The 18,709-nt window shown below is 62.4% G+C and carries 18 protein-coding genes; 15 read left to right on the forward strand and 3 right to left on the reverse strand.

Annotated features, from left to right (window positions below; genetic code table 11):
* Positions 1 to 68: 68 nt before the first annotated feature.
* Genes fabA through ETW24_RS16165 form a run of 3 tightly spaced genes read left to right on the forward strand, consistent with a single transcriptional unit; the run spans position 69 to position 2,642 of the window.
* Positions 69 to 578: a bifunctional 3-hydroxydecanoyl-ACP dehydratase/trans-2-decenoyl-ACP isomerase gene (gene fabA / locus ETW24_RS16155; RefSeq protein ID WP_129371999.1), complete on the forward strand. Its 510-nt coding sequence runs from the start codon at positions 69 to 71 to the stop codon at positions 576 to 578.
* A gap of 36 nt (positions 579 to 614) precedes the next feature.
* Positions 615 to 1,844: a beta-ketoacyl-ACP synthase I gene (gene fabB, locus ETW24_RS16160; protein WP_129372000.1), complete on the forward strand. Its 1,230-nt coding sequence runs from the start codon at positions 615 to 617 to the stop codon at positions 1,842 to 1,844.
* A gap of 6 nt (positions 1,845 to 1,850) precedes the next feature.
* The gene (locus ETW24_RS16165) at positions 1,851 to 2,642 is read left to right on the forward strand and encodes an enoyl-ACP reductase FabI (RefSeq protein WP_129372001.1); all 792 of its coding nucleotides are present in this window, start codon (positions 1,851 to 1,853) and stop codon (positions 2,640 to 2,642) included.
* Between the two features lie 197 nt (positions 2,643 to 2,839).
* On the opposite strand, the gene ETW24_RS16170 is transcribed toward ETW24_RS16165, so the two are convergent.
* Positions 2,840 to 3,268 carry an FKBP-type peptidyl-prolyl cis-trans isomerase gene (locus ETW24_RS16170; protein WP_129372002.1) on the reverse strand — a complete coding sequence of 143 codons (429 nt, stop codon included), beginning with the start codon at positions 3,266 to 3,268 and terminating at the stop codon, positions 2,840 to 2,842.
* A 136-nt stretch (positions 3,269 to 3,404) separates the two neighbouring features.
* On the opposite strand from ETW24_RS16170, the gene ETW24_RS16175 reads away from it, so the two are divergent.
* The 12 genes from ETW24_RS16175 (at position 3,405) to ETW24_RS16230 (ending at position 14,600) form a co-directional block, all read left to right on the forward strand.
* Positions 3,405 to 4,091, forward strand: coding sequence for a haloacid dehalogenase type II (locus ETW24_RS16175; RefSeq protein ID WP_129372003.1), 687 nt, complete (start codon positions 3,405 to 3,407; stop codon positions 4,089 to 4,091).
* Between the two features lie 10 nt (positions 4,092 to 4,101).
* Positions 4,102 to 4,932: an alpha/beta fold hydrolase gene (locus ETW24_RS16180; protein ID WP_129372004.1), complete on the forward strand. Its 831-nt coding sequence runs from the start codon at positions 4,102 to 4,104 to the stop codon at positions 4,930 to 4,932.
* Complete coding sequence (locus tag ETW24_RS16185) at positions 4,929 to 5,906, forward strand: threonine ammonia-lyase (protein ID WP_129372005.1); 978 nt, start codon at positions 4,929 to 4,931, stop codon at positions 5,904 to 5,906. Before ETW24_RS16180 ends, ETW24_RS16185 begins: the two co-directional genes overlap by 4 nt.
* Before the next feature lie 45 nt (positions 5,907 to 5,951).
* A complete protein-coding gene (locus ETW24_RS16190) occupies positions 5,952 to 7,148 on the forward strand; it encodes an endonuclease/exonuclease/phosphatase family protein (RefSeq protein WP_129372006.1) in 1,197 nt (398 codons plus the stop codon).
* A 133-nt stretch (positions 7,149 to 7,281) separates the two neighbouring features.
* Positions 7,282 to 8,073 carry a 3-oxoadipate enol-lactonase gene (pcaD, locus tag ETW24_RS16195; protein WP_129372007.1) on the forward strand — a complete coding sequence of 264 codons (792 nt, stop codon included), beginning with the start codon at positions 7,282 to 7,284 and terminating at the stop codon, positions 8,071 to 8,073.
* The gene (locus tag ETW24_RS16200) at positions 8,066 to 8,776 is read left to right on the forward strand and encodes an alpha/beta fold hydrolase (protein ID WP_129372008.1); all 711 of its coding nucleotides are present in this window, start codon (positions 8,066 to 8,068) and stop codon (positions 8,774 to 8,776) included. Before pcaD ends, ETW24_RS16200 begins: the two co-directional genes overlap by 8 nt.
* On the forward strand, positions 8,776 to 10,113 hold the full coding sequence (locus tag ETW24_RS16205) for a class-II fumarase/aspartase family protein (RefSeq protein ID WP_129372009.1): 1,338 nt from the start codon (positions 8,776 to 8,778) through the stop codon (positions 10,111 to 10,113). The genes ETW24_RS16200 and ETW24_RS16205 overlap by 1 nt, the downstream gene beginning before the upstream one ends.
* A 108-nt stretch (positions 10,114 to 10,221) precedes the next feature.
* Positions 10,222 to 11,385, forward strand: a complete 1,164-nt coding sequence (locus ETW24_RS16210) for a TCR/Tet family MFS transporter (RefSeq protein WP_129372958.1) — start codon at positions 10,222 to 10,224, stop codon at positions 11,383 to 11,385.
* Between the two features lie 89 nt (positions 11,386 to 11,474).
* A complete protein-coding gene (locus ETW24_RS16215; RefSeq protein ID WP_129372010.1) occupies positions 11,475 to 12,563 on the forward strand; it encodes a Zn-dependent alcohol dehydrogenase in 1,089 nt (362 codons plus the stop codon).
* A gap of 24 nt (positions 12,564 to 12,587) precedes the next feature.
* Complete coding sequence (locus tag ETW24_RS16220; RefSeq protein WP_129372011.1) at positions 12,588 to 12,956, forward strand: hypothetical protein; 369 nt, start codon at positions 12,588 to 12,590, stop codon at positions 12,954 to 12,956.
* Positions 12,957 to 12,959: 3 nt separating this feature from the next.
* The gene (locus ETW24_RS16225; protein WP_129372012.1) at positions 12,960 to 14,192 is read left to right on the forward strand and encodes a mandelate racemase/muconate lactonizing enzyme family protein; all 1,233 of its coding nucleotides are present in this window, start codon (positions 12,960 to 12,962) and stop codon (positions 14,190 to 14,192) included.
* Between the two features lie 123 nt (positions 14,193 to 14,315).
* On the forward strand, positions 14,316 to 14,600 hold the full coding sequence (locus ETW24_RS16230) for an ArsR/SmtB family transcription factor (RefSeq protein WP_129372959.1): 285 nt from the start codon (positions 14,316 to 14,318) through the stop codon (positions 14,598 to 14,600).
* A 178-nt stretch (positions 14,601 to 14,778) separates the two neighbouring features.
* Here ETW24_RS16230 and ETW24_RS16235 read toward each other — a convergent pair whose 3' ends face one another.
* On the reverse strand, positions 14,779 to 15,627 hold the full coding sequence (locus ETW24_RS16235; protein WP_129372013.1) for a fumarylacetoacetate hydrolase family protein: 849 nt from the start codon (positions 15,625 to 15,627) through the stop codon (positions 14,779 to 14,781).
* Between the two features lie 28 nt (positions 15,628 to 15,655).
* Entirely contained in the window at positions 15,656 to 18,613 is a 2,958-nt protein-coding gene (locus tag ETW24_RS16240) for an ABC transporter transmembrane domain-containing protein (RefSeq protein WP_129372960.1), read from the reverse strand.
* Positions 18,614 to 18,709 lie beyond the last annotated feature (96 nt).

Below are 18,709 nucleotides of genomic sequence, written 5' to 3' on the forward strand. Positions count from 1 at the left end.
CTTTGGCCGGGTGTTACAGGAAACCAGATATACTTATAGACCAGACCCCAGGCAGGAGATGCGCCCGAATGGCCGATTACCCGAGCAGCTTTGACAAGGACGAATTGCTGAAATGCGCGCGGGGCGAGCTGTTTGGGCCGGGCAACGCCCAGCTGCCGGCACCGCCGATGCTGATGATGGATCGCATTACAGACATCAGTGCGGATGGCGGCGAGTTCGGCAAAGGCCATGTTGTTGCGGAATTCGACATCACCCCGGACCTGTGGTTCTTCGACTGCCATTTTCCTGGCAACCCGATCATGCCCGGCTGCCTGGGCCTGGACGGGCTGTGGCAGCTGACCGGCTTTAATCTGGGCTGGCGCGGCATGACCGGCAAGGGCATGGCCATGGGCGTTGGCGAGGTCAAGCTGAAAGGCATGGTCAAACCCGACCGCAAAATGCTCACCTATTTCGTGGATTTCACCCGTGTCATCGACCGCAAGCTCAAGCTTGGCGTTGCCAATGGCCGTGTGCTGGCGGATGGTGAAGAAATCTATCAAGTCAAGGACATGAAGGTCGGGCTGGCAGACGAAAGCTGACCTCTATCCGTTTGATCGAATCCAAGGAGTACGCCTATGCGTCGCGTCGTCGTCACCGGTTTGGGGATTGTCTCCTCCATCGGGAACAATGCTGAAGAGGTCACCGCCGCGCTGAAAGCCGGTAAGTCCGGCATCGAAGCCAGCCCCGAGATGGCTGAGCACGGCTTTCGCAGCCAGGTGGCCGGCACGCTGAAAATCGACACTGCCCAGCATGTGGACAAGCGCACCCTGCGGTTCATGGGGCCAGGTGCGGCATACGCCCATATCGCGATGAGCCAGGCAATTGCCGATGCAGGTCTCTCGGAAGATCAGGTGGTTAACGAGCGTACAGGTCTGGTGGCAGGCTCCGGCGGCCCGTCGACCTCGGCCATGCTGGCAGCGCATCAGGTGGTCGCCAAAACAGGCGCCACCAAACGCATCGGCCCCTTTGCCGTGCCAAAATGCATGTCCTCGACCATTTCCGCCAACCTGGCAACGGCGTTCAAGATCAAGGGCGTCAACTATTCGATCACCTCGGCCTGCTCGACCTCGCTGCATTGCATCGGCAATGCGTCCGAGCAGATCATGATGGGCAAACAGGACGTGATGTTTGCCGGCGGCGGCGAGGAGTTGGACTGGACCCTTAGCTGCTTGTTCGACGCTATGGGCGCAATGTCTTCGAAGAAGAACGACGACCCCACCGCGGCCAGCCGGGCTTTTGACCAGGACCGCGACGGGTTCGTGATCTCCGGCGGCGGCGGCATTGTGGTGCTGGAAGACCTCGACCACGCGCTGGCCCGCGGTGCAAAAATTTACGCCGAAGTGACCGGCTTTGCCGCCACTTCTGACGGCCACGACATGGTGGCCCCCTCCGGTGAAGGCGGCGAGCGGGCGATGCGGCTAGCGCTGTCGACCCTGCCTGAAGGCCGTAAGGTGGACTATATCAATGCGCATGGCACCTCGACCCCGGTCGGCGACGTCGGCGAAGTCGAGGCCGCGCGCCGAGTGTTCGGCGAAGGCCAGGTACCGCCGATTTCCTCGACCAAGTCGATGACCGGCCACGCCCAGGGCGCTGCCGGCGCGCTAGAGGCGATCTTCTGCCTGTTGATGCTGGACAATGATTTCATCACGCCGTCGATCAATGTTGATACCCTCGCCGAAGGCATTCAGCCGGGCGAGATTGCCACCGCACTGGTGGAAAACGCAGGCCTCGATTCGGTGATGACCAACAGCTTCGGCTTTGGCGGCACCAATGGCTCGATGGTTCTGAGCAAATACAAGGAATAAGTGACGATGGCGGGACTGCTGACCGGCAAACGCGGCCTGATTATGGGCGTTGCCAATGACCGCTCCATCGCCTGGGGCATTGCCAAGGCCATGGCCGAAGCCGGTGCCGAGCTGGCCTTTACCTATCAGGGCGAAGCCTTTGGCAAGCGGCTGGAGCCGCTGGCACAGAGCGTCGGCTCGGACTTTATGGTCGACGTGGATGTGACCGACGACGCCTCGCTTGATACGGCGTTCGAACAGCTTGGCAGCCGCTGGCCGTCGATCGATTTCGTGGTCCATGCGATTGCCTATTCGGACAAATCCGAACTGACCGGGCGGTTCTTGGACACCAGCCGGGCAAACTTTAAGAACTCGCTGGATATCTCGGCCTATTCCTTCATCGAAGTGGCGCGCCGGGCACATCCGCTGATGAAGGAAAACGGCGGCACCCTGCTGACGCTGACCTATCAGGGATCAAACCAGGTGGTGCCGAACTACAATGTGATGGGCGTGGCCAAGGCAGCGCTGGAATCGGCGACCCGCTACCTGGCCAATGACCTGGGCCCCGAGGGCATCCGGGTGAATGCAATTTCGCCCGGTCCGATGAAGACACTCGCCGGTGCTGCCATCGGCGGCGCGCGCAAGACCTTCAAGCACACAGCCCAGAATGCGCCAATGCGTGACAACGCCACGCTGGAGGCGGTAGGCGGAACCGCAGTATACCTTGCGTCTGATGCAGGCTCTTGCACGACCGGTGAAGTCATCCGGGTCGATGGCGGCTTCCACGTGCTGGGAATGCCGCAGCAGGATTATCTGTAAGCAGCCAGAAGCCGCTGACATCTGGAAAGGCGCCCCTGGAGGCGCCTTTTTTCTTATTCACCCGTGGTTTCAGGACGCCGGGGCTTTGCAATGCGTCCGCCTGCCTTTGACCCGGCGCACTCCCGCCCGTCGCCGGGCTTTTGGCAAAGCCGGAAGACCTGCGGGCGCGGGAGTGCCGCCTGCCCGCAGGCCGGACATCAGGATACCGAGACCAGCGCGATATCGAAAATCAGATCTTTACCCGCCAGGAAATGGTTGGCATCCAGAGTGACTGTCTCGTCGCCGACCTCGACCACGGTCACCGGCAGCACTTGGCCGTCCGGGCTTTGCATCTGCAGCTGAGTACCCAGTTCCAGCGGGATATCCTCGGGGATGCCTTCGCGGGGGATCTCCTGGCGTGCGGCGGGGTTGATCGGGCCGTATCCTTCGGCGCAGGGGATTTCCAGCGTCTTGCTCTCCCCCACGGACATGCCTTCAAGCCCTGCATCCATGCCCGCGATCACATGCCCCGCACCGACGGTGAATTCCAGCGGATCACGGCCCTCGGAACTGTCGAAAACGGTGCCATCCGTCAGCTTGCCTGTGTAGTGGATGCGCACGGTGTCGCCGTTCTTTACCCCGGTCATATGACCTCCAATCGGTTGCGGGTTGATAAAGGAGCGCAGCCTAGCGTCCGCGAATGTGATGTAAACCCGTATGGATACAATTTCACGCTTTGCCCGCCCGGGGCTTCGTGCAACGCTTCAGCAAAGGGAGCGCCCCATGCCAATTACAACTTGTATCTTTGACGCCTACGGGACCTTGTTCGATGTGACCGCTGCGGCGCGGCAGGCCGCCAGCGAGCCGGAATTTCCGCATCTGCAGGACAGTTGGGCGGAGCTGGCCAACAACTGGCGGCTGAAGCAGTTGCAATACACCTGGCTGCGGGCGATCACCAATGCCCATGCCGATTTCTGGGATGTGACGCAGAACGGGCTTGATTGGGCGATGGAGGCGGCCGGGCTGGCAGCAGATGCCGCCTTGCGCCAGCGGCTGCTTGATCTTTACTGGCAGCTGCAGGCCTATCCGGAAGTGCCCGCAATGCTGAACACGCTGAAGTCCGCCGGCATGAACACCGCAATCCTGTCCAATGGATCCCCTGCCATGCTGGATGGTGCAGTACAATCAGCCGGGCTCGGCGATGTGCTGGACGGCGTGCTGTCGGTGGAGAGCGCCGGCATCTTCAAGCCCGACGCCCGCGTCTACGATATGGTTGGCGCCCGGTTCAATTGCGCCCGCGAGGAGGTGCTGTTTGTCTCCTCCAACGGCTGGGACGCGGCGGGGGCATCCGGCTACGGGTTTGTCACCGCCTGGGTCAACCGGGCGGGCGAGCCTGTTGACAGGCTGCCCTGGAAACCGGCGCATATCCTGCCGGACCTCACCACAATTCCCGATCTGGCCAAGGGATAAACCTTCACACATGCCGTTTTATGAAACCTCAGACGGGTTGCAGCTGCATTACTCCGCTGCCGGGGAGGGTGTACCGCTGCTGTGCTTGGCGGGCCTGACCCGGGACAGCCGCGATTTCCGCTATTTCGCGCCGCATGCCGCAGGCTGCCGGATGATCACCCTGGACGCCCGCGGAAGAGGACAGTCGGATCATGATCCGGACTTCATGACCTACAATGTTTTGCGCGAGGCGCAGGATGTGCTGGAGCTGCTGGATCATTTGGAATTGAACCGCGCTGCCATTCTGGGCACCTCGCGCGGCGGCCTGGTGGCGATGACATTGGCCGCCATCGCCAAAGACCGGCTCGCAGCGGTAATCCTGAATGATGTCGGCCCCGAGATCCCCGCAGATGGCATTTCCCGGATCATGGACTACGTTGGCAGGCGCCCGGCTGCAAAGACACATGCACAGGCTGCAGAAGCACTTTCTGCCCTGATGGCGCCGGCCTTTCCCGGTGTTCCGGCTGAACGCTGGCGCGAGGAGGCCGAGGCATTCTATGACGAAGATGCCGGCGGGCTCAGCCTGCGCTATGATCCGCGTCTGCGGGACGCGCTGCTGGCACAAGCGGAGGCTGGCCCTCCCCCGGATCTCTGGCCTCTCTTAATGACCCTGGACGGGCTGCCCTGCGGGATCATCCGCGGCGCAAATTCGGACATTTTGAGCGCCGGAACCTATGTGGAAATGCAGCGCCGCCTGCCTGCCCTGCAAGCCGTGGAAGTTCCGAACCGCGGCCATGTGCCCTTTCTGGACGAGCCAGAGGCGCTTGCCCTCATCCATGCTGTACTGGACCAAATCAAATGACCTCAATCGCCATGATCGAAGCTGCGGCAGCGCGGCTGAAAGGCCATGCCCGCGTCACGCCGCTGCTGTCTTCGCCGTTTCTGGACGAAATCGCCGGACGGCGTCTGTTTGTGAAGGCGGAATGCCTGCAGCACACCGGATCCTTCAAGTTCCGCGGCGGCTGGTCGGCGGTCTCGGCGCTGCCGGAAGAGGCCCTCGCGCGGGGTGTGCTTGCCTATTCCAGCGGCAACCATGCGCAAGGCGTGGCCGCAGCAGCCAAAGCGCACAAAACGCCTGCTGTGATCGTGATGCCCGCTGATGCGCCGCAGCTGAAGATCCGGAACACCCGTGATCTGGGCGCTGAGGTTGTGCTGTACGACCGCGCCGGCGGGGAAAGCCGCGAAACCGTTGGCGCCCGGCAGGCCGGAGAACGCGGGCTGGCTCTGATCAAACCCTATGACGAACCGCTGGTGATTGCCGGTCAGGGCACCTGCGGGTTGGAGATTGCGGAACAGGCCGCTGACGAAGGCGTCACCAGAGCAGAGGTTCTGGTCAACTGCGGCGGCGGCGGATTGTCGTCGGGGATCGCTTTGGCGCTGGAGGCATACGCGCCAGGCCTGCGGGTGCGGCCGGTGGAGCCGGAAGGGTTCGACGACGTGACCCGCTCGCTGGCCGCTGGTGAAATCCGGCAGAACCCCAGCCAATCGGGCTCCATCTGCGACGCGATCCTGACACCGCAGCCGGGAGAGATCACCTTTCCTATCCTCAGCCGCCTGTGCGGGCCGGGCCTGGTCATCACCGAAGAAGAGGCGCAGCGGGCGATGGCGATGGCCTTTTTGCGGCTGAAGATCGTTCTGGAACCCGGTGGGGCTGCGTCGCTGGCGGCGGCCCTGTTCCACCCTGGCAAGATCGGCGGCGAGGCCGTGATTGCAGTCGCCACTGGCGGCAATGTGGATGCAGCGCTGTTCCAGGAGGCACTGGCGCGTTATGCTTGAACTCTGACCGCACGGCAATCCGTCCGGCAGCCAAGGGGGCCGTTCATGACACGTTTCACCATCGCCTCGTTCAACGTCAAAAATCTGATCGGACCCGAGCGGGAATACTACCGTTTCCAAAGCTACACGCCCGAGGAATATGCGTGGAAAGCAGATTGGATGGCCGACCAGCTGCTGACGCTGAATGCCGATATCGTTGGGTTTCAAGAGATCTTTGAAGAGGCTCCGCTGCGCCAGGTGATTGCCGAAGCGGACCGGCGCGGGGCTGAGGCGAATGCAGCCAGCATCCCCGACCCCTCCAAGCGCTATCACCGCAAGGCGATTTTTCAGAAGCTGGCCTATGGGTCTTATGCTGAGGCTGCGCTGGCATTCGCTCCGAATGTCAATGACACGGGCGAGCCTGGAAAGCGGCGCCCGGGTCTTGCGGTGCTGTCGCGGTTCGGCTTCGAAGGCGAAGCAGAGGTGATCCAGGAGCTGGCTCAGCCGCTGGATATTCCGATGGCTTGCCTGGGCGAAGATGACGACGCTGGGTTCTATACCCTGCGCCGCCTGTCGCGCCCGGTTCTGAAAGTGCGCGTGCCGGTTGGCGATCAGGTTATCACCGTCTTCAACTGCCATTTGAAATCGAAGCTGGGTGAATACATCACGCCGCAAGGGGCGGAGTACGCCCCGGAATCTGTGCTGACAGCTTATGACGCCGCGGGCCGTGCCCTGGGGGCCTTGCGCGCAGCGTTGCGGCGGATGGGAGAAGCCTGGGTGCTGCGCCGTGCGGTGCTGGACGAGCTGGAACAAGGCCGCCCGGTCATGGTGCTGGGGGATTTCAATGACGGCGAACACGCGGTCAGCAGCGAAATCATCTCGGGCGAAGCACCATTCAGGAACTACGCCTGGATGCTGCGCCATGACGCCCGGCACGGCGGCGACCGCTATAGCGAGGAAGAAGACAGGCAGATCCGCGAAGCCATCGACCGGGTGCGGCTGCGCTCGGCCGAGAAGATGTTTCTGAAGAAGAGCTTGCGTGATGTGGTCTACACCACCGCCTTTGGCGGCGTGCATGAAAGCATCGACCAGATCTACATGTCGCGCCATTTCGACCCTGCCTGGAACGGCGCGCTGGGGGAGATGCAGTACTACAGTGTCTTCAACGATCATCTGACCGACGGCAGCCATCCGGAGGCGCCTTACAACAAACTCGCTTCCGATCACGGGCAGATCATGGCCCATATGGAGCTGCGCAGCTGAGGGGGGCCGGAAAAATCCGATTTTCCCGGCCAATTTTCTTCCTCAAGAAAATTCCACCGCCTGCGGCCAGCGGTTGGTTTACCTCGCCGCCAAGGCGCAGGTAGACTGCGGCGGAACAGAAATGAGGCATTTCATGCAGATCGCAGACCTGGGCGATGTCCAGCTTCACTACCGCATTGACGGAGATGCGGACGGCGCCCCCATCGTTTTTGCCAATTCGCTGGGCACGGACCTGAGGGTCTGGGATGCGGTGGTAGAGCGGCTGCCCGCGGGCCTGCGCGTTATCCGTTATGACAAGCGCGGCCATGGGCTGTCGTCCTGCCCGCCTGCCCCCTATTCGATGGGCGCGCTGGTGCGCGATGCGGAAAGGTTGCTGGATCTTCTAGAGGTACGCGATTGTGTTTTCGTAGGGCTGTCAATCGGCGGCATGATTGCACAAGGGCTGGCAGTGAAGCGGCTGGACCAGATCCGGGCGCTGGTGCTGTCGAACACTGCGGCCAAGATCGGCACCGCCGAGATGTGGAAGGACCGTGTGCAGATGGTGCAAACGCAGGGTATCGGGGCACTGGCCGATGCCGTGATGAAGCGCTGGTTTTCCCGCGGCTATCGCGCGTCGCCTCAACTGCAGCTTTGGCACAACATGCTGGTTCAACAGTCCCGCGATGGCTATGCCGGCTGCTGCGCGGCAATTGCGGGCACTGATTTCTATACACCCACCAGCGGTCTGCGGCTTCCCTGCCTGGGCATCGCGGGATCGGAGGACGGAGCCACCCCGCCCGATCTGGTGCGCGAGACGGTCGATCTTATCCCCGGCAGCCGATTCCACCTGATCCGCCGCGCAGGTCATATCCCTTGCGTTGAGCAACCTGAAGAATACGCAGCGCGCCTGACCGCTTTTCTGCAGGAGACCGGGCACATTGGCTGAGGTTCTTCTGATCCATGGTTCCTGCCATGGCGCCTGGTGCTGGCGCGATGTGATCCCGGGACTGGAAGCCAGCGGCCACAGCGCCCGTGCAATCACCCTGCCCGGCCATGGCGACGGCCGGGATCCGGCAGATGTCACGCTGGCAGAAACGGCTGAGGTCATCGCAGCAGCCTCCACTCCGGACACCCTCGTGCTGGGGCATTCCTGGGGCGGTTTTCCCATTTCCGCCGCGGCTGAGGCAGCACCTGAAAACCTGCGTGGATTGATCTATCTTTGCGCCTACATCCCTGTCAGCGGCATGTCCTTGATCGGTATGCGCAAGGCCGGGCCGCGGCAAACGCTGACGGGCACGACCGCCAAGAACCCGGCCGGCACAGGATACACATTCCTGCCCGAAACCGCGCCGGACTTATTTTATCACGATTGCCCGGCGGAGTCGGTGCGCTTTGCTCTGCAAAACCTCTGCCTTCAGCCGATCCGGCCTCAGGACACAGCGATCCAGCTGTCTGAACGGTTCGAAAGCGTGCCCAAGGCCTATATCCGCTGCTCAGGCGATCGGGTGATCCCTCCGGAATACCAGGCGCAAATGGCGGCGCAGCTGCCGCCGCAGCGGGTCTATGACATAAAAACATCCCATTCGCCCTTCTTTGCGGACCCCGACGGGCTCGCCGATCTGATCGGGCAAATCGCAAAGGACTTCTGATGGCAGGTTCCGTCTTTGACAGCCAAGTCTACGGTGATCTCTTTGGCAGCGGCGAGGCCAGCCGCCTGTTCTCTGACAGCGCAGAGGTGCGTGCCATGCTGCTGGTGGAAGGCGCGCTGGCCAAGGCGCAGGGCGCGTCCGGAGTGATCCCGCAGGAGAGCGCCGCCGCAATCAGCCGGGCCGTGGTGGAAATCGCCATTGATCCCGGTGTTTTGAAGCGGCCCACAGGGCAGAACGGCGTGCCGGTGCCAGGGCTGGTCGCGGCGTTCCGGGAAGAAATGAAAGCGCCAGAGCACGCGCAGTATGTGCATTGGGGCGCCACCTCGCAAGACATCATGGACAGCGCGCTGATGCTGCGGCTGCGCCAGGTGCTGGCGCTGATAGAAACGGATTTGACCGCAGCAGTAAAAACGCTTGGCACATTGGCCAAAACACATGCAGAGTTGCCGATGGCCGCCCGCACCTATGGCCAGCACGCCACCCCGACCAGCTTCGGTGCGGTGGCGGCGGGCTGGGGTGCGCCGCTGCTGGGGTTGCTGGAGGAACTGCCCGGCTTGCGCCGCTCCTGCCTGCTGGTGTCCTTGTCAGGTGCTGCGGGAACCTCATCTGCATTGGGGCCGCAAGCAGCCGAGGTACGCGCGGCCATGGCCAATGGGCTGGGGCTGGGCGATCCCGGACACAGCTGGCACACCAACCGCACCCCGGTCCTGCGGATTGCGGACTGGCTGGTGCGCGTGACGCTCGCATTCGGCAAGCTGGGAGAGGACAGCACCGCGCTGGTGCAAAGCGGTATCGGGGAGATTTCGCTGGGTGGAGCCGGCGCGTCCTCAACCATGCCGCAGAAACAGAACCCGGTGGCGCCTTCGGTTCTGGCGGCGCTGGCGCGGCAGGGCAGTGGTCTGCTTTCCGTCCTGCAGAGCGCTTCAATCCAGCAGCATCAGCGTGACGGGGCGGCCTGGTTCACCGAATGGATGTGCCTGCCCCAAATCGTGCTGGGTGCAGCCAGTGCCGCAAAGACCGGACGGGCGCTCAGCGCGGGCCTCGCGCCGAATGCGGCGGCCATGGCATCCGCGTTGTCGGACGGGCTGGGTATGATTCACGCCGAGGCATTGAGTTTTGCCCTCGCCGCAAAGATGCAGCGGCCTGATGCGCAGGCGGCGGTCAAGTTGCTGTGCCAGGAAGCACAGTCCACACGAACCCCGCTGCAGGAGCTGGTAGCGCGGGCGTACCCGGAACTGGACGCGGCAGCCCTGTTTGATCCGGCACAGCAGATGGGCCGGGCCCCGTGGGAAGCCTTGCAATTTGCCAAGAAGACAGAAGAACCGGGCGGCGAATAGAACCCGCTAAGGAGAGCAGAATTGCCTGTGCTACCGGCAAAATTCGACGAATGCGGCAGGGCTGAACGCCATAGCCGCCTGTCCCTCGTCTTTGTCCTGGCGACCGTGATGATCGATGCCATGGGCATTGGGCTGATCATGCCGGTGATGCCTGGCCTGATCACCGGGGTGCAGGGCGGTTCGCTGGCGCAGGCAGCAGTTTGGGGCGGTGTGCTCAGCACTGTCTTTGCAGTGATGCAGTTCCTGTTCAGCCCGGTCCTCGGCAGTCTATCCGACGCAGTGGGGCGCAGGCCGGTGCTGCTGGTGTCGCTGTTTGTGATGGCGCTGGACTATCTGATCATGGCCCTTGCCGGCACTATGTGGCTGCTGCTTCTGGGCCGCATTCTGGGCGGGATCACCGCCGCGACGCATTCGACAGCGGGCGCCTATATCGCCGACATTTCGCCGCCGGAGAAAAAGGCCGCCAATTTCGGCCTGCTGGGTGCGGCCTTTGGTGCCGGGTTTGTGCTGGGGCCGCTGATGGGCGGGCTGCTGGGCGAGTTGGGCACGCGGGCGCCGTTTTATGCCGCCGCGGTTCTGGTGCTGGCAAATTTCACCATCGGATGGTTTGTGATGGGCGAAACGGTGCAGGACAAGAACCGCCGCCCCTTTGATTGGCGCCGCGCCAACCCGTTTGGTGCCTTCCGCGCAGTCGGGCGCATTCCGGGCATCAAACCGCTGCTGTGGGTCTATTTCCTCTATTCTGTTGCGATCTATGTCTACCCTGCGATCTGGGCCTATTTCACGCTGGAACGTTTCGGGTGGCAGCCGCAGGTGATCGGCCTGTCGCTGGCGGTCTACGGTATCTCGATGGCTTTGGTGCAGGGCTGGCTGCTGCGCTATACAGTGATCTGGTTCGGCGAGCGGCGGACGGTGATCTGGGGGCAGCTGTTTGAGTTTATTGCCCTCGGCATTCTTGCCTTTATTTCCAGCGGCCCCCTTGCATTGCTGCTGATCCCGGTCTCGGCCCTGGGGGCAGTTGTCCAGCCCGCGCTGCAAGGAATGATGGCACAGGCGGTTGAGGACAACCAGCAGGGTGAACTGCAAGGCGTAGTGACCGCCGTCAATGCGCTGGCGATGATCCTGTCACCGCTGATGATGACGGCGGTGTTTGCCCGCTTCACCGGCGAAGGCGCCGGCCTCTACCTGCCTGGTGCGCCGTTCCTGCTGGCGCTGCTGATGATGGCGATCGGCTGCGCAGTGTTCCTGCGCAGCAAAACTTCCGTAGCGTAAAAGCGCCGCTCTGCCGGGCTGCTGCCGCATTCCAGCTTGCTTGCCGGGTGCCCACCGCGCCACGCTGCCTGAAAACGGGGAGAAAGAACATGCAAACCATCAAAGCCGCCGTCTGCCATGAATTCGGCGCTCCGCTGGTGATCGAGGAGGTGCAGCTGGCGCCGCCTGGAATGGGCGAGGTCGAGGTCACGCTGGACGCGGTTGCCATCTGCCACAGCGACATTTCTTATGCCGAGGGCGCCTGGGGCGGGCATCTGCCCGCAGTTTACGGGCATGAGGCCGCAGGGGTGATCACCGCAGTCGGCACCGGTGTGCAGGGGTTTACCGGGGGCGACTCTGTTGTGGTGACCCTGATCCGCAGCTGCGGCACCTGCCCCTCCTGCGCTGGCGGCAGGCCGGTGATCTGCGAAACGCCGCATGACACCCTGCGCGGCCCGCTGAAAACCGCGGACGGCAAGCCGCTGGATCAGGCCATGGCTTGCGGCGCCTTTGCCGAGAAGGTTGTGGTGGACCAGCGCCAGATCGTGAAAATCCCGGAAGACATGGGTAAGGACGCCGCGGCGCTGGTTTCCTGCGGGGTGATCACCGGCGTGGGCGCGGTGGTCAATGCGGCGCAACTGCGTGCGGGCCAGGATGTGGTGGTGATCGGTGCCGGCGGCGTCGGCCTCAACGCCATCCAGGGCGCCCGCATTGCCGGCGCCCGCCGCATCGTTGCAGTGGACATGAGCCCCGGGAAACTGGAGATCGCCAAGGAGTTCGGCGCCACCCACGGGGTGCTCGCCACCGAAGAAAAGCCATGGAAGGCCGCATACAAGGCGCTTGGCGGCCGCGGCGCTGACGCGGTGCTGATCACCGTTGGCGCCATCCCGGCCTATGACCAGGCCCCCCGCTACCTGGCGCGCGGCGGCAAGGCGGTGCTGATCGGGATGCCGCATTCAGGCGCCAAGGCTGCTTATGAACCGGTGGTTCTGGCAGCTGTTGGCCAGGGGCTGATCGGCTCCAAAATGGGCGATGTGGTGATCCAGCGCGATATCCCCTGGATGGTGGACCTCTACCAGCAGGGCAGGTTGAAACTGGATGAGCTGATCTCGGGCCGCTGGCGTCTGGACCAGATAAACGAGGCGATTGCCGACACCAAGACTGGTTCAGCCAAACGCAATGTGATTGTCTTCGGCTGACACTTTCAAGGCGGAGCGCAGGGCGTGCTGAAATTTTTGACCGATCTCTTCAAACCCGAGGCCCCCAAGGCGCCGCCGATCACCTCTGAGACATCGATGAATTTTGAAGCCGGCAGTGTCGGCCCTTTCCTGACCCGGCTGGCCAACAACCCCCGTTTCGGCCTGCCTGCGGATTTCACCACTTCCGTCACCGGCGCGATCCAGGACATGGCGTTGAACGAAGCCCGCCGCTGGCGGATTGACGGCGCATTTGACGGATCGCGGGTGCAGATCGAGATCGAGGTTTTCATGGACGATGCAGAGGCCCCTGACCTGGCCTTTTTCAGCACAGGGGCCGCAGTTGATGAGATCGGCAAGGAACTAGCCGCCTTTGCCGAGACTTCGGAGACCTGAACCATGAAACTGCAAGATCTGGATATCATCGTAACCGCCCCGCCCGCCCCTGGCTGGGGCGGACGCTATTGGATTCTGGTGAAAGTCACCACGGACACCGGCATCACCGGCTGGGGCGAATGCTACGCGTCGTCAGTGGGCCCCGATGCGATGACCCATGTGATCCGCGACGTATTCGCGCGCCACATGGCCGGGGAAAACCCGGAAAACATCGAACTGATGTTCCGCCGCGCCTATTCCTCGGGTTTCACCCAGCGTCCGGACCTCACGGTGATGGGGGCCTTCTCGGGCCTGGAAATCGCCTGCTGGGATATTCTGGGCAAGGACCGCGGCCGTCCCGTTCATGCGTTGATTGGCGGGCGGATGAATGACCGCATCCGCGCCTATACCTATCTCTACCCGCTGCCGCATCAGAACATCACGGAGTTCTGGACTTCGCCTGACTTGGCTGCCGAGGCCGCAGCGCAAAAGGTAAGCGAAGGCTACACTGCGGTGAAATTCGACCCCGCAGGCCCGTATACGATGCGCGGCGGGCATATGCCTGCGATGTCGGACATCTCCATGTCGGTGGCGTTCTGCAAGGCGATCCGCGATGCCGTGGGTGACAAGGCGGACCTGCTGTTTGGCACCCATGGCCAGTTCAGCACCGCCGGTGCCATCCGCCTGGGCCAGGCAATAGAACCCTATTCCCCGCTTTGGTTCGAAGAACCCACACCGCCTGACAATATCGAAGACATGGCCCGCGTTGCCCGCAACTTGCGCATTCCTGTGGCCACCGGCGAACGCATGACCGCAAAGGCGGAATTCGCTGCAGTGCTGCGGGCTGGTGCCGCCGAGATTCTGCAGCCCGCCCTGGGCCGCGCCGGCGGGATCTGGGAAATGAAAAAGGTCGCGGCCATTGCCGAAGTGTTCAACGCGCAGATGGCGCCGCATCTTTATGCCGGACCGGTGGAATGGGCGGCCAACATCCACCTGGCAGCCTCAATCCCGAACATTCTGCTGCTGGAAACCATCGAAACCCCCTTTCACGATCAGCTGATCAAGGGATCTATCCGGGTAGAGAACGGGTTTGTCACCCCGCCAGAGGCACCGGGGCTGGGCATTGAGGTGGACGAAGACCTTGCTCGCGCCCATCCGTTCACCGGAACTGACTTGCACCTCAATATGCAAGAAGCGCCTTGTGATTACGCCAATGGCAACGCCTTTGCCGGTGGCTCTCCGCCGATCGTGGACTGAGGCCATAATTCCTGGGTGACTTGGTCCGGAAAATAGAGGCAATATGCGGCAGACGACCAGCCAGGATGCCGCATATTGCCTGCCCAGATCAACGACCTCATCGACCCGGAAACGCCAGTCGACATGCAGGAACGCGCCGCAGCAGCGGCTGCTTTCCTCAAAACGCTTGCCCATGAAGGGCGGCTGATGATCCTGTGCCATCTTGGCACCGGCGAGAAATCCGTGGGCGAGCTGGAAGCCCTGTTAAATATGCGCCAGGCCGCAGTCAGCCAAATGCTCGCCCGGCTGCGTGAAGATGATCTGGTTGCCACGCGGCGGGAAGGCAAGACGGTTTTCTATTCTCTGACCGACGGCAACACACAAGAATTGATAGCCTTGCTGTACAAGCAATTCTGCAGCGGCGCTTGAACGTTTGTTTCCGCGGGTGCTGGCGGCGGTCAATCTGGCAGCCAGGCACGTTCCTTTCAGCCCGCTTCAGCGTTGCTGCACGCAGGCCCGCGCTGCGCATGGCGCAGCGCCGCGCCCAACCGGGGAGGCGCATTCTGCGAATGCGCCGGAACGGGCGGGAGACCCCGCCAGCAGCTTGTCAACGATCAGAGCGCACCGTTTGGGTCTGCACTCCCAGTCCTTCGATCTCCAGCCGCATCACGTCGCCGGGCCGCAGATAGACCGGTTGCGGTTTGCACCCCATGCCGACGCCCGGCGGGGTGCCGGTGGCGATCACATCACCCGGATGCAAGGTCATCAGCTGGCTGAGATGCGAGATGATCTGTGCCACGGTGAACACCATCGTGGCCGTGGTTCCAGTCTGCCGCCGCGCGCCGTTCACATCACAGGTCAGCCACAGGTTCTGCGGGTCCGGCACCTCGTCCCGCGTCACCAGCCAGGGGCCGATCGGCCCGAAGGTGTCACAGCTCTTGCCCTTGGTCCATTGGCCGGTCAGCTTGGTCTGATAGTCGCGCTCGGACACATCGTTAACCACGCAATACCCCGCCACATGGTTCAATGCATCTGCTTCGGAGACATATTTGGCTGCGGTGCCGATCACCACGCCCAGCTCGACCTCCCAATCCGCCGCCACTGAGCCGCGCGGCAGGATCACGTCATCATCCGGTCCGCAAATCGACGAGGACGCCTTGAGGAACAGGATCGGATGCTCCGGCAGCGCCATGCCCATCTCCTCGGCGTGATCGGTGTAATTGAGGCCGATGCCAAGAAACTTCCCCGTCTGCCCGGCACAAGGCGCCAGCTCCTGATGTCCTTTCACCAGCGGCAGTTCTGCCGGGTCCAACGCTGCCAGCCGTCCCAAGGCTTCGTCCCCCAGCACCGCACCGGTGATATCCGGCACATGCGCCGATAGATCCCGGACTGCGCCTGTACTGTCCAGAAGGCCAGGCCGTACTTGCCCGCCCGCGCGGTACCGCAGCAGTTTCATGTTCTTGTTCCCTGTCTCAATTCCTGGATCAATTGGAGACGTAGCCCGCCACCACCTGCAATAGCTTGAATGCCGTAGAAGCGTCATTTTCCACCACTGCCAGGAATTCTTCTTCGCCGATCCGCAGGCAGCTGAGGTCCGTCGCCGCAATCATGCTCAGCGCCCGGGCTTCATGCCGGATCAGACCCAGTTCCCCCACCAGCCGCCCGGGGCCAACCGTGGTAATCAGCCGGTCCTCGCCGCCGGGCTGCGGCAAGAAAAGCTCTGCCTCGCCTTCAAGGATCATATACGCCCCGTCCGATGCTTCATCATCCTTCAGGAACACCACCTCGCCCGCCTTGGCATCATACCAGCGGGCGCCAAAGGCCAGAAGACGAAGCTGGCGGCGGTTCAAGCCGGAGAACAGTTCAGTCTGTTCCAGTGCCCTCAGCTTGCGGGCCAGGTCCTGGCTGGCCGCCCCGTCGCCCGCTGCCGCGGCCTGCGCCTCGTCGCTGACCAGACGGCCCTGGCGCAGTTCAAAGAAGACGTCAAAGACATCCGGACTTTGGAAGCTTGGGGCAAGATAGATCAGCGTGGTGCCGGGCAACAGCTTTCGCAGGTTCTTATGCACCGCGACCCGGGTGTCCTGATCATAGCTTGCCATCGCGGAATCGAGGATCAGGATATCCGGTTTCTTGATTGTGGCCCGGCAAAAGGCCAGCGGCTCGGCAAAGCTGGCGGCCAGCCCCTGCCCGCCCACCGCAATCGGCATGTCAAAGATCAGCTCCACCACCTGGTCACGCAAGCCTTCGCGCACCATCAGTTCGGAAACCAGTTTGCGCACCTCATCGCCCTTGGCCCCGGCAGCGTCCGATATTTTGCCAAACAGAGCATTTTCCAGAACCGTCAGCGTGGGGGCGATGGCCTCTTCTGCAAACGGCACAAAGCCCGCGCCCAAAGCTTTTAGCAAGCTTTGCCCGTGGCTGCGGCGAAAGCCTAGGATCCGCTCTTTCATTTCCTCTTCAAAGGCCGGGCCGATCTGTTCCGCCGAGATGGTGAAAGGCACGATCAGCAGCTGCGCCAGCTCCTCACGGCTGAGCGCCGCCGCATTGACGGTACCGGGCCGGTCGACCAGCGACAGTGCCGTTTCATAGGCGCCCACATCCAATCCCAACTTGCGGAACAGCGGGTGGCCAGTGCCATCCATGCCGAAGATCTGCCGCAGCATCTCCACCACATCACGGGTCAGCGCCACCAGCCCTTCGTCCAGCCCCAGCTGCTTGAGCTGGTCGAGAAATTCCGCATGACCATGCAAGACCTCGCCGGTCATGGCCTGCTGCGAGGCTGCAAACAGCAGGTTTTCCGCAACCGGCAGCGCCGGGTTGTATGCTTCTGGTTCCAGAAAATGCACGTGCACATCCAGACCGGCGTCCAGAATGGCCTTGCGCACCGACGCGCGCAATCCGACCAGCCGCTCCGCCAGATCCGGGTGGGCGGGTGCCTCGAAACACTGTTCGATACCCCGGCGGAACAGGGCGGTATCGGATCCGATCCCCTCAACCAGCTGCAGCCACCAGCTCCGCAGTTCCGCCTCGTTGGAAAAACCAGCCAGTTTGGGATCAAGCCAGGGCGCATCAAAGGGATCCGGGCTGTTGCCCGCGCGTTTGGCTATTTCCAGCTGTTGCAAGTTGTGGGCCGCGCCCAACGGGCGCAGCCGCATTGGCATCATCACATTGTCGCCAAAAGATCCCTTAAACAGAACCGGCCGCGAGGTGGCATAGCCGATCCGCGCTGCCACCGTTGCCTGGTGCAGCCCGCTGAGGTTCTGATCGGCCACCGTCACCGTCCCTGTTGCGGGCAGGATTTCCCGCGTCAGCAGTTCCGCCAGGGCCCGGCGGTCTTCTTCGGAGGGGGCCGCAATACCGATGACCTGCCCTGCGGGGAAGGTTGCGCTCAGCTCCTCCAGCACCGGATTACCATCCGTGTCACGCACATTGATCGCATCCAGGACCACATCTCCGCGCAGGCGCTCCAGCTCCTCCGGCTCGCCGACCAGCAGTTTTTCATCCACCATGCCCTGCGGTGCAAAGCGCTCCAGGATCACGTCCCAGCGCAACCCCATGTCCTGAGTCTGGTTGTAATAGGTCAGCAATTCTTTCCAGGGCGACGCCAGATCCTTGTAAGCGGCAAGCGCCGCCACCAATGCGCCCAATGAGACTTTGCCCTGCAGCACCAGAAAGCCGCCGACGGCATAAAAGAAAAACGGCGTCAGCTGGGTGATGAAGTTGTTGAGAAACTTCATGAAGAATTTTTTCTGGTAGATCTCGAAGCGGATGTCATACAGCCGCCCCAGCCGCGCCGTGATGATCGCCATCCGGTAGCGCCAGCCGCCATTGATCCGCAGCGTCGCAGCACCCGCGGCGCTTTCGCCGATCTCAGTCGCCAGCGCCCGCACCTGTTTGATGCGTTTCTTGTTCAGCAGGTTGATCTGCCGTTGCAGCATCGGGATCAGCCAGCCTTGCAAAGGAATGAGCGCGATGGCTGCCATTCCGAACCAGAAATTCTGCAGGAAAAGGAAAAACAGGATGGTCAGCATCTGCCCGGCTTGCAGCACCGGCTGGCTGACCGCATCCCCCATCAGCCCGCCCATCGGCTCGGATTCCGAAGTTACCATGGACACCAGCTCGCCCTGGCTGACCCGTTCAAAATATGGTTGCGGAAAGCGCAGCACCCGGGCAATCAGCTGATAACGGAAGCGGCGCAGCATCCGCTCGGCCAGCACCCCCTTCATGGTGTTGATGCGCATTTTCAGCAGGCCGTGGCACAGCACCGCCAACAAAAAGCCGCCGCACAGAATCCACAGGAAGGTCAGCTGATCAAAGCTTTGCCCCATCAGGGTTATAGTGGAGGTCTCAGCGCCGATTGCATCATTGATGATCCGTTTCGGCAGCTCCAGCGTCAGGTAAAGAAGCGGGAACAGGCAGGCCGTGACCAGCAGCAGCACCAGCTGGTCGCGTTTCGAGTACTTCCAAATGAAACGGAACAAAGAGCGTTCGATGGGGAAAGCTCCATAATTGGCGGCTTCGGATGTGGTCTGCCTTAT

Source organism: Leisingera sp. NJS204, assembly GCF_004123675.1.
Taxonomy (GTDB): domain Bacteria; phylum Pseudomonadota; class Alphaproteobacteria; order Rhodobacterales; family Rhodobacteraceae; genus Leisingera.

What these genes read in the sequence shown, in the direction of transcription:
- fabA (WP_129371999.1), top strand. Translation starts at nt 69, where the DNA reads ATGGCCGATTACCCGAGCAGCTTTGACAAGGACGAATTGCTGAAATGC.
- fabB (WP_129372000.1), top strand. Translation starts at nt 615, where the DNA reads ATGCGTCGCGTCGTCGTCACCGGTTTGGGGATTGTCTCCTCCATCGGG.
- ETW24_RS16165 (WP_129372001.1), top strand. Translation starts at nt 1,851, where the DNA reads ATGGCGGGACTGCTGACCGGCAAACGCGGCCTGATTATGGGCGTTGCC.
- ETW24_RS16170 (WP_129372002.1), bottom strand. Translation starts at nt 3,268, where the DNA reads ATGACCGGGGTAAAGAACGGCGACACCGTGCGCATCCACTACACAGGC.
- ETW24_RS16175 (WP_129372003.1), top strand. Translation starts at nt 3,405, where the DNA reads ATGCCAATTACAACTTGTATCTTTGACGCCTACGGGACCTTGTTCGAT.
- ETW24_RS16180 (WP_129372004.1), top strand. Translation starts at nt 4,102, where the DNA reads ATGCCGTTTTATGAAACCTCAGACGGGTTGCAGCTGCATTACTCCGCT.
- ETW24_RS16185 (WP_129372005.1), top strand. Translation starts at nt 4,929, where the DNA reads ATGACCTCAATCGCCATGATCGAAGCTGCGGCAGCGCGGCTGAAAGGC.
- ETW24_RS16190 (WP_129372006.1), top strand. Translation starts at nt 5,952, where the DNA reads ATGACACGTTTCACCATCGCCTCGTTCAACGTCAAAAATCTGATCGGA.
- pcaD (WP_129372007.1), top strand. Translation starts at nt 7,282, where the DNA reads ATGCAGATCGCAGACCTGGGCGATGTCCAGCTTCACTACCGCATTGAC.
- ETW24_RS16205 (WP_129372009.1), top strand. Translation starts at nt 8,776, where the DNA reads ATGGCAGGTTCCGTCTTTGACAGCCAAGTCTACGGTGATCTCTTTGGC.
- ETW24_RS16210 (WP_129372958.1), top strand. Translation starts at nt 10,222, where the DNA reads ATGATCGATGCCATGGGCATTGGGCTGATCATGCCGGTGATGCCTGGC.
- ETW24_RS16215 (WP_129372010.1), top strand. Translation starts at nt 11,475, where the DNA reads ATGCAAACCATCAAAGCCGCCGTCTGCCATGAATTCGGCGCTCCGCTG.
- ETW24_RS16225 (WP_129372012.1), top strand. Translation starts at nt 12,960, where the DNA reads ATGAAACTGCAAGATCTGGATATCATCGTAACCGCCCCGCCCGCCCCT.
- ETW24_RS16230 (WP_129372959.1), top strand. Translation starts at nt 14,316, where the DNA reads ATGCAGGAACGCGCCGCAGCAGCGGCTGCTTTCCTCAAAACGCTTGCC.
- ETW24_RS16235 (WP_129372013.1), bottom strand. Translation starts at nt 15,627, where the DNA reads ATGAAACTGCTGCGGTACCGCGCGGGCGGGCAAGTACGGCCTGGCCTT.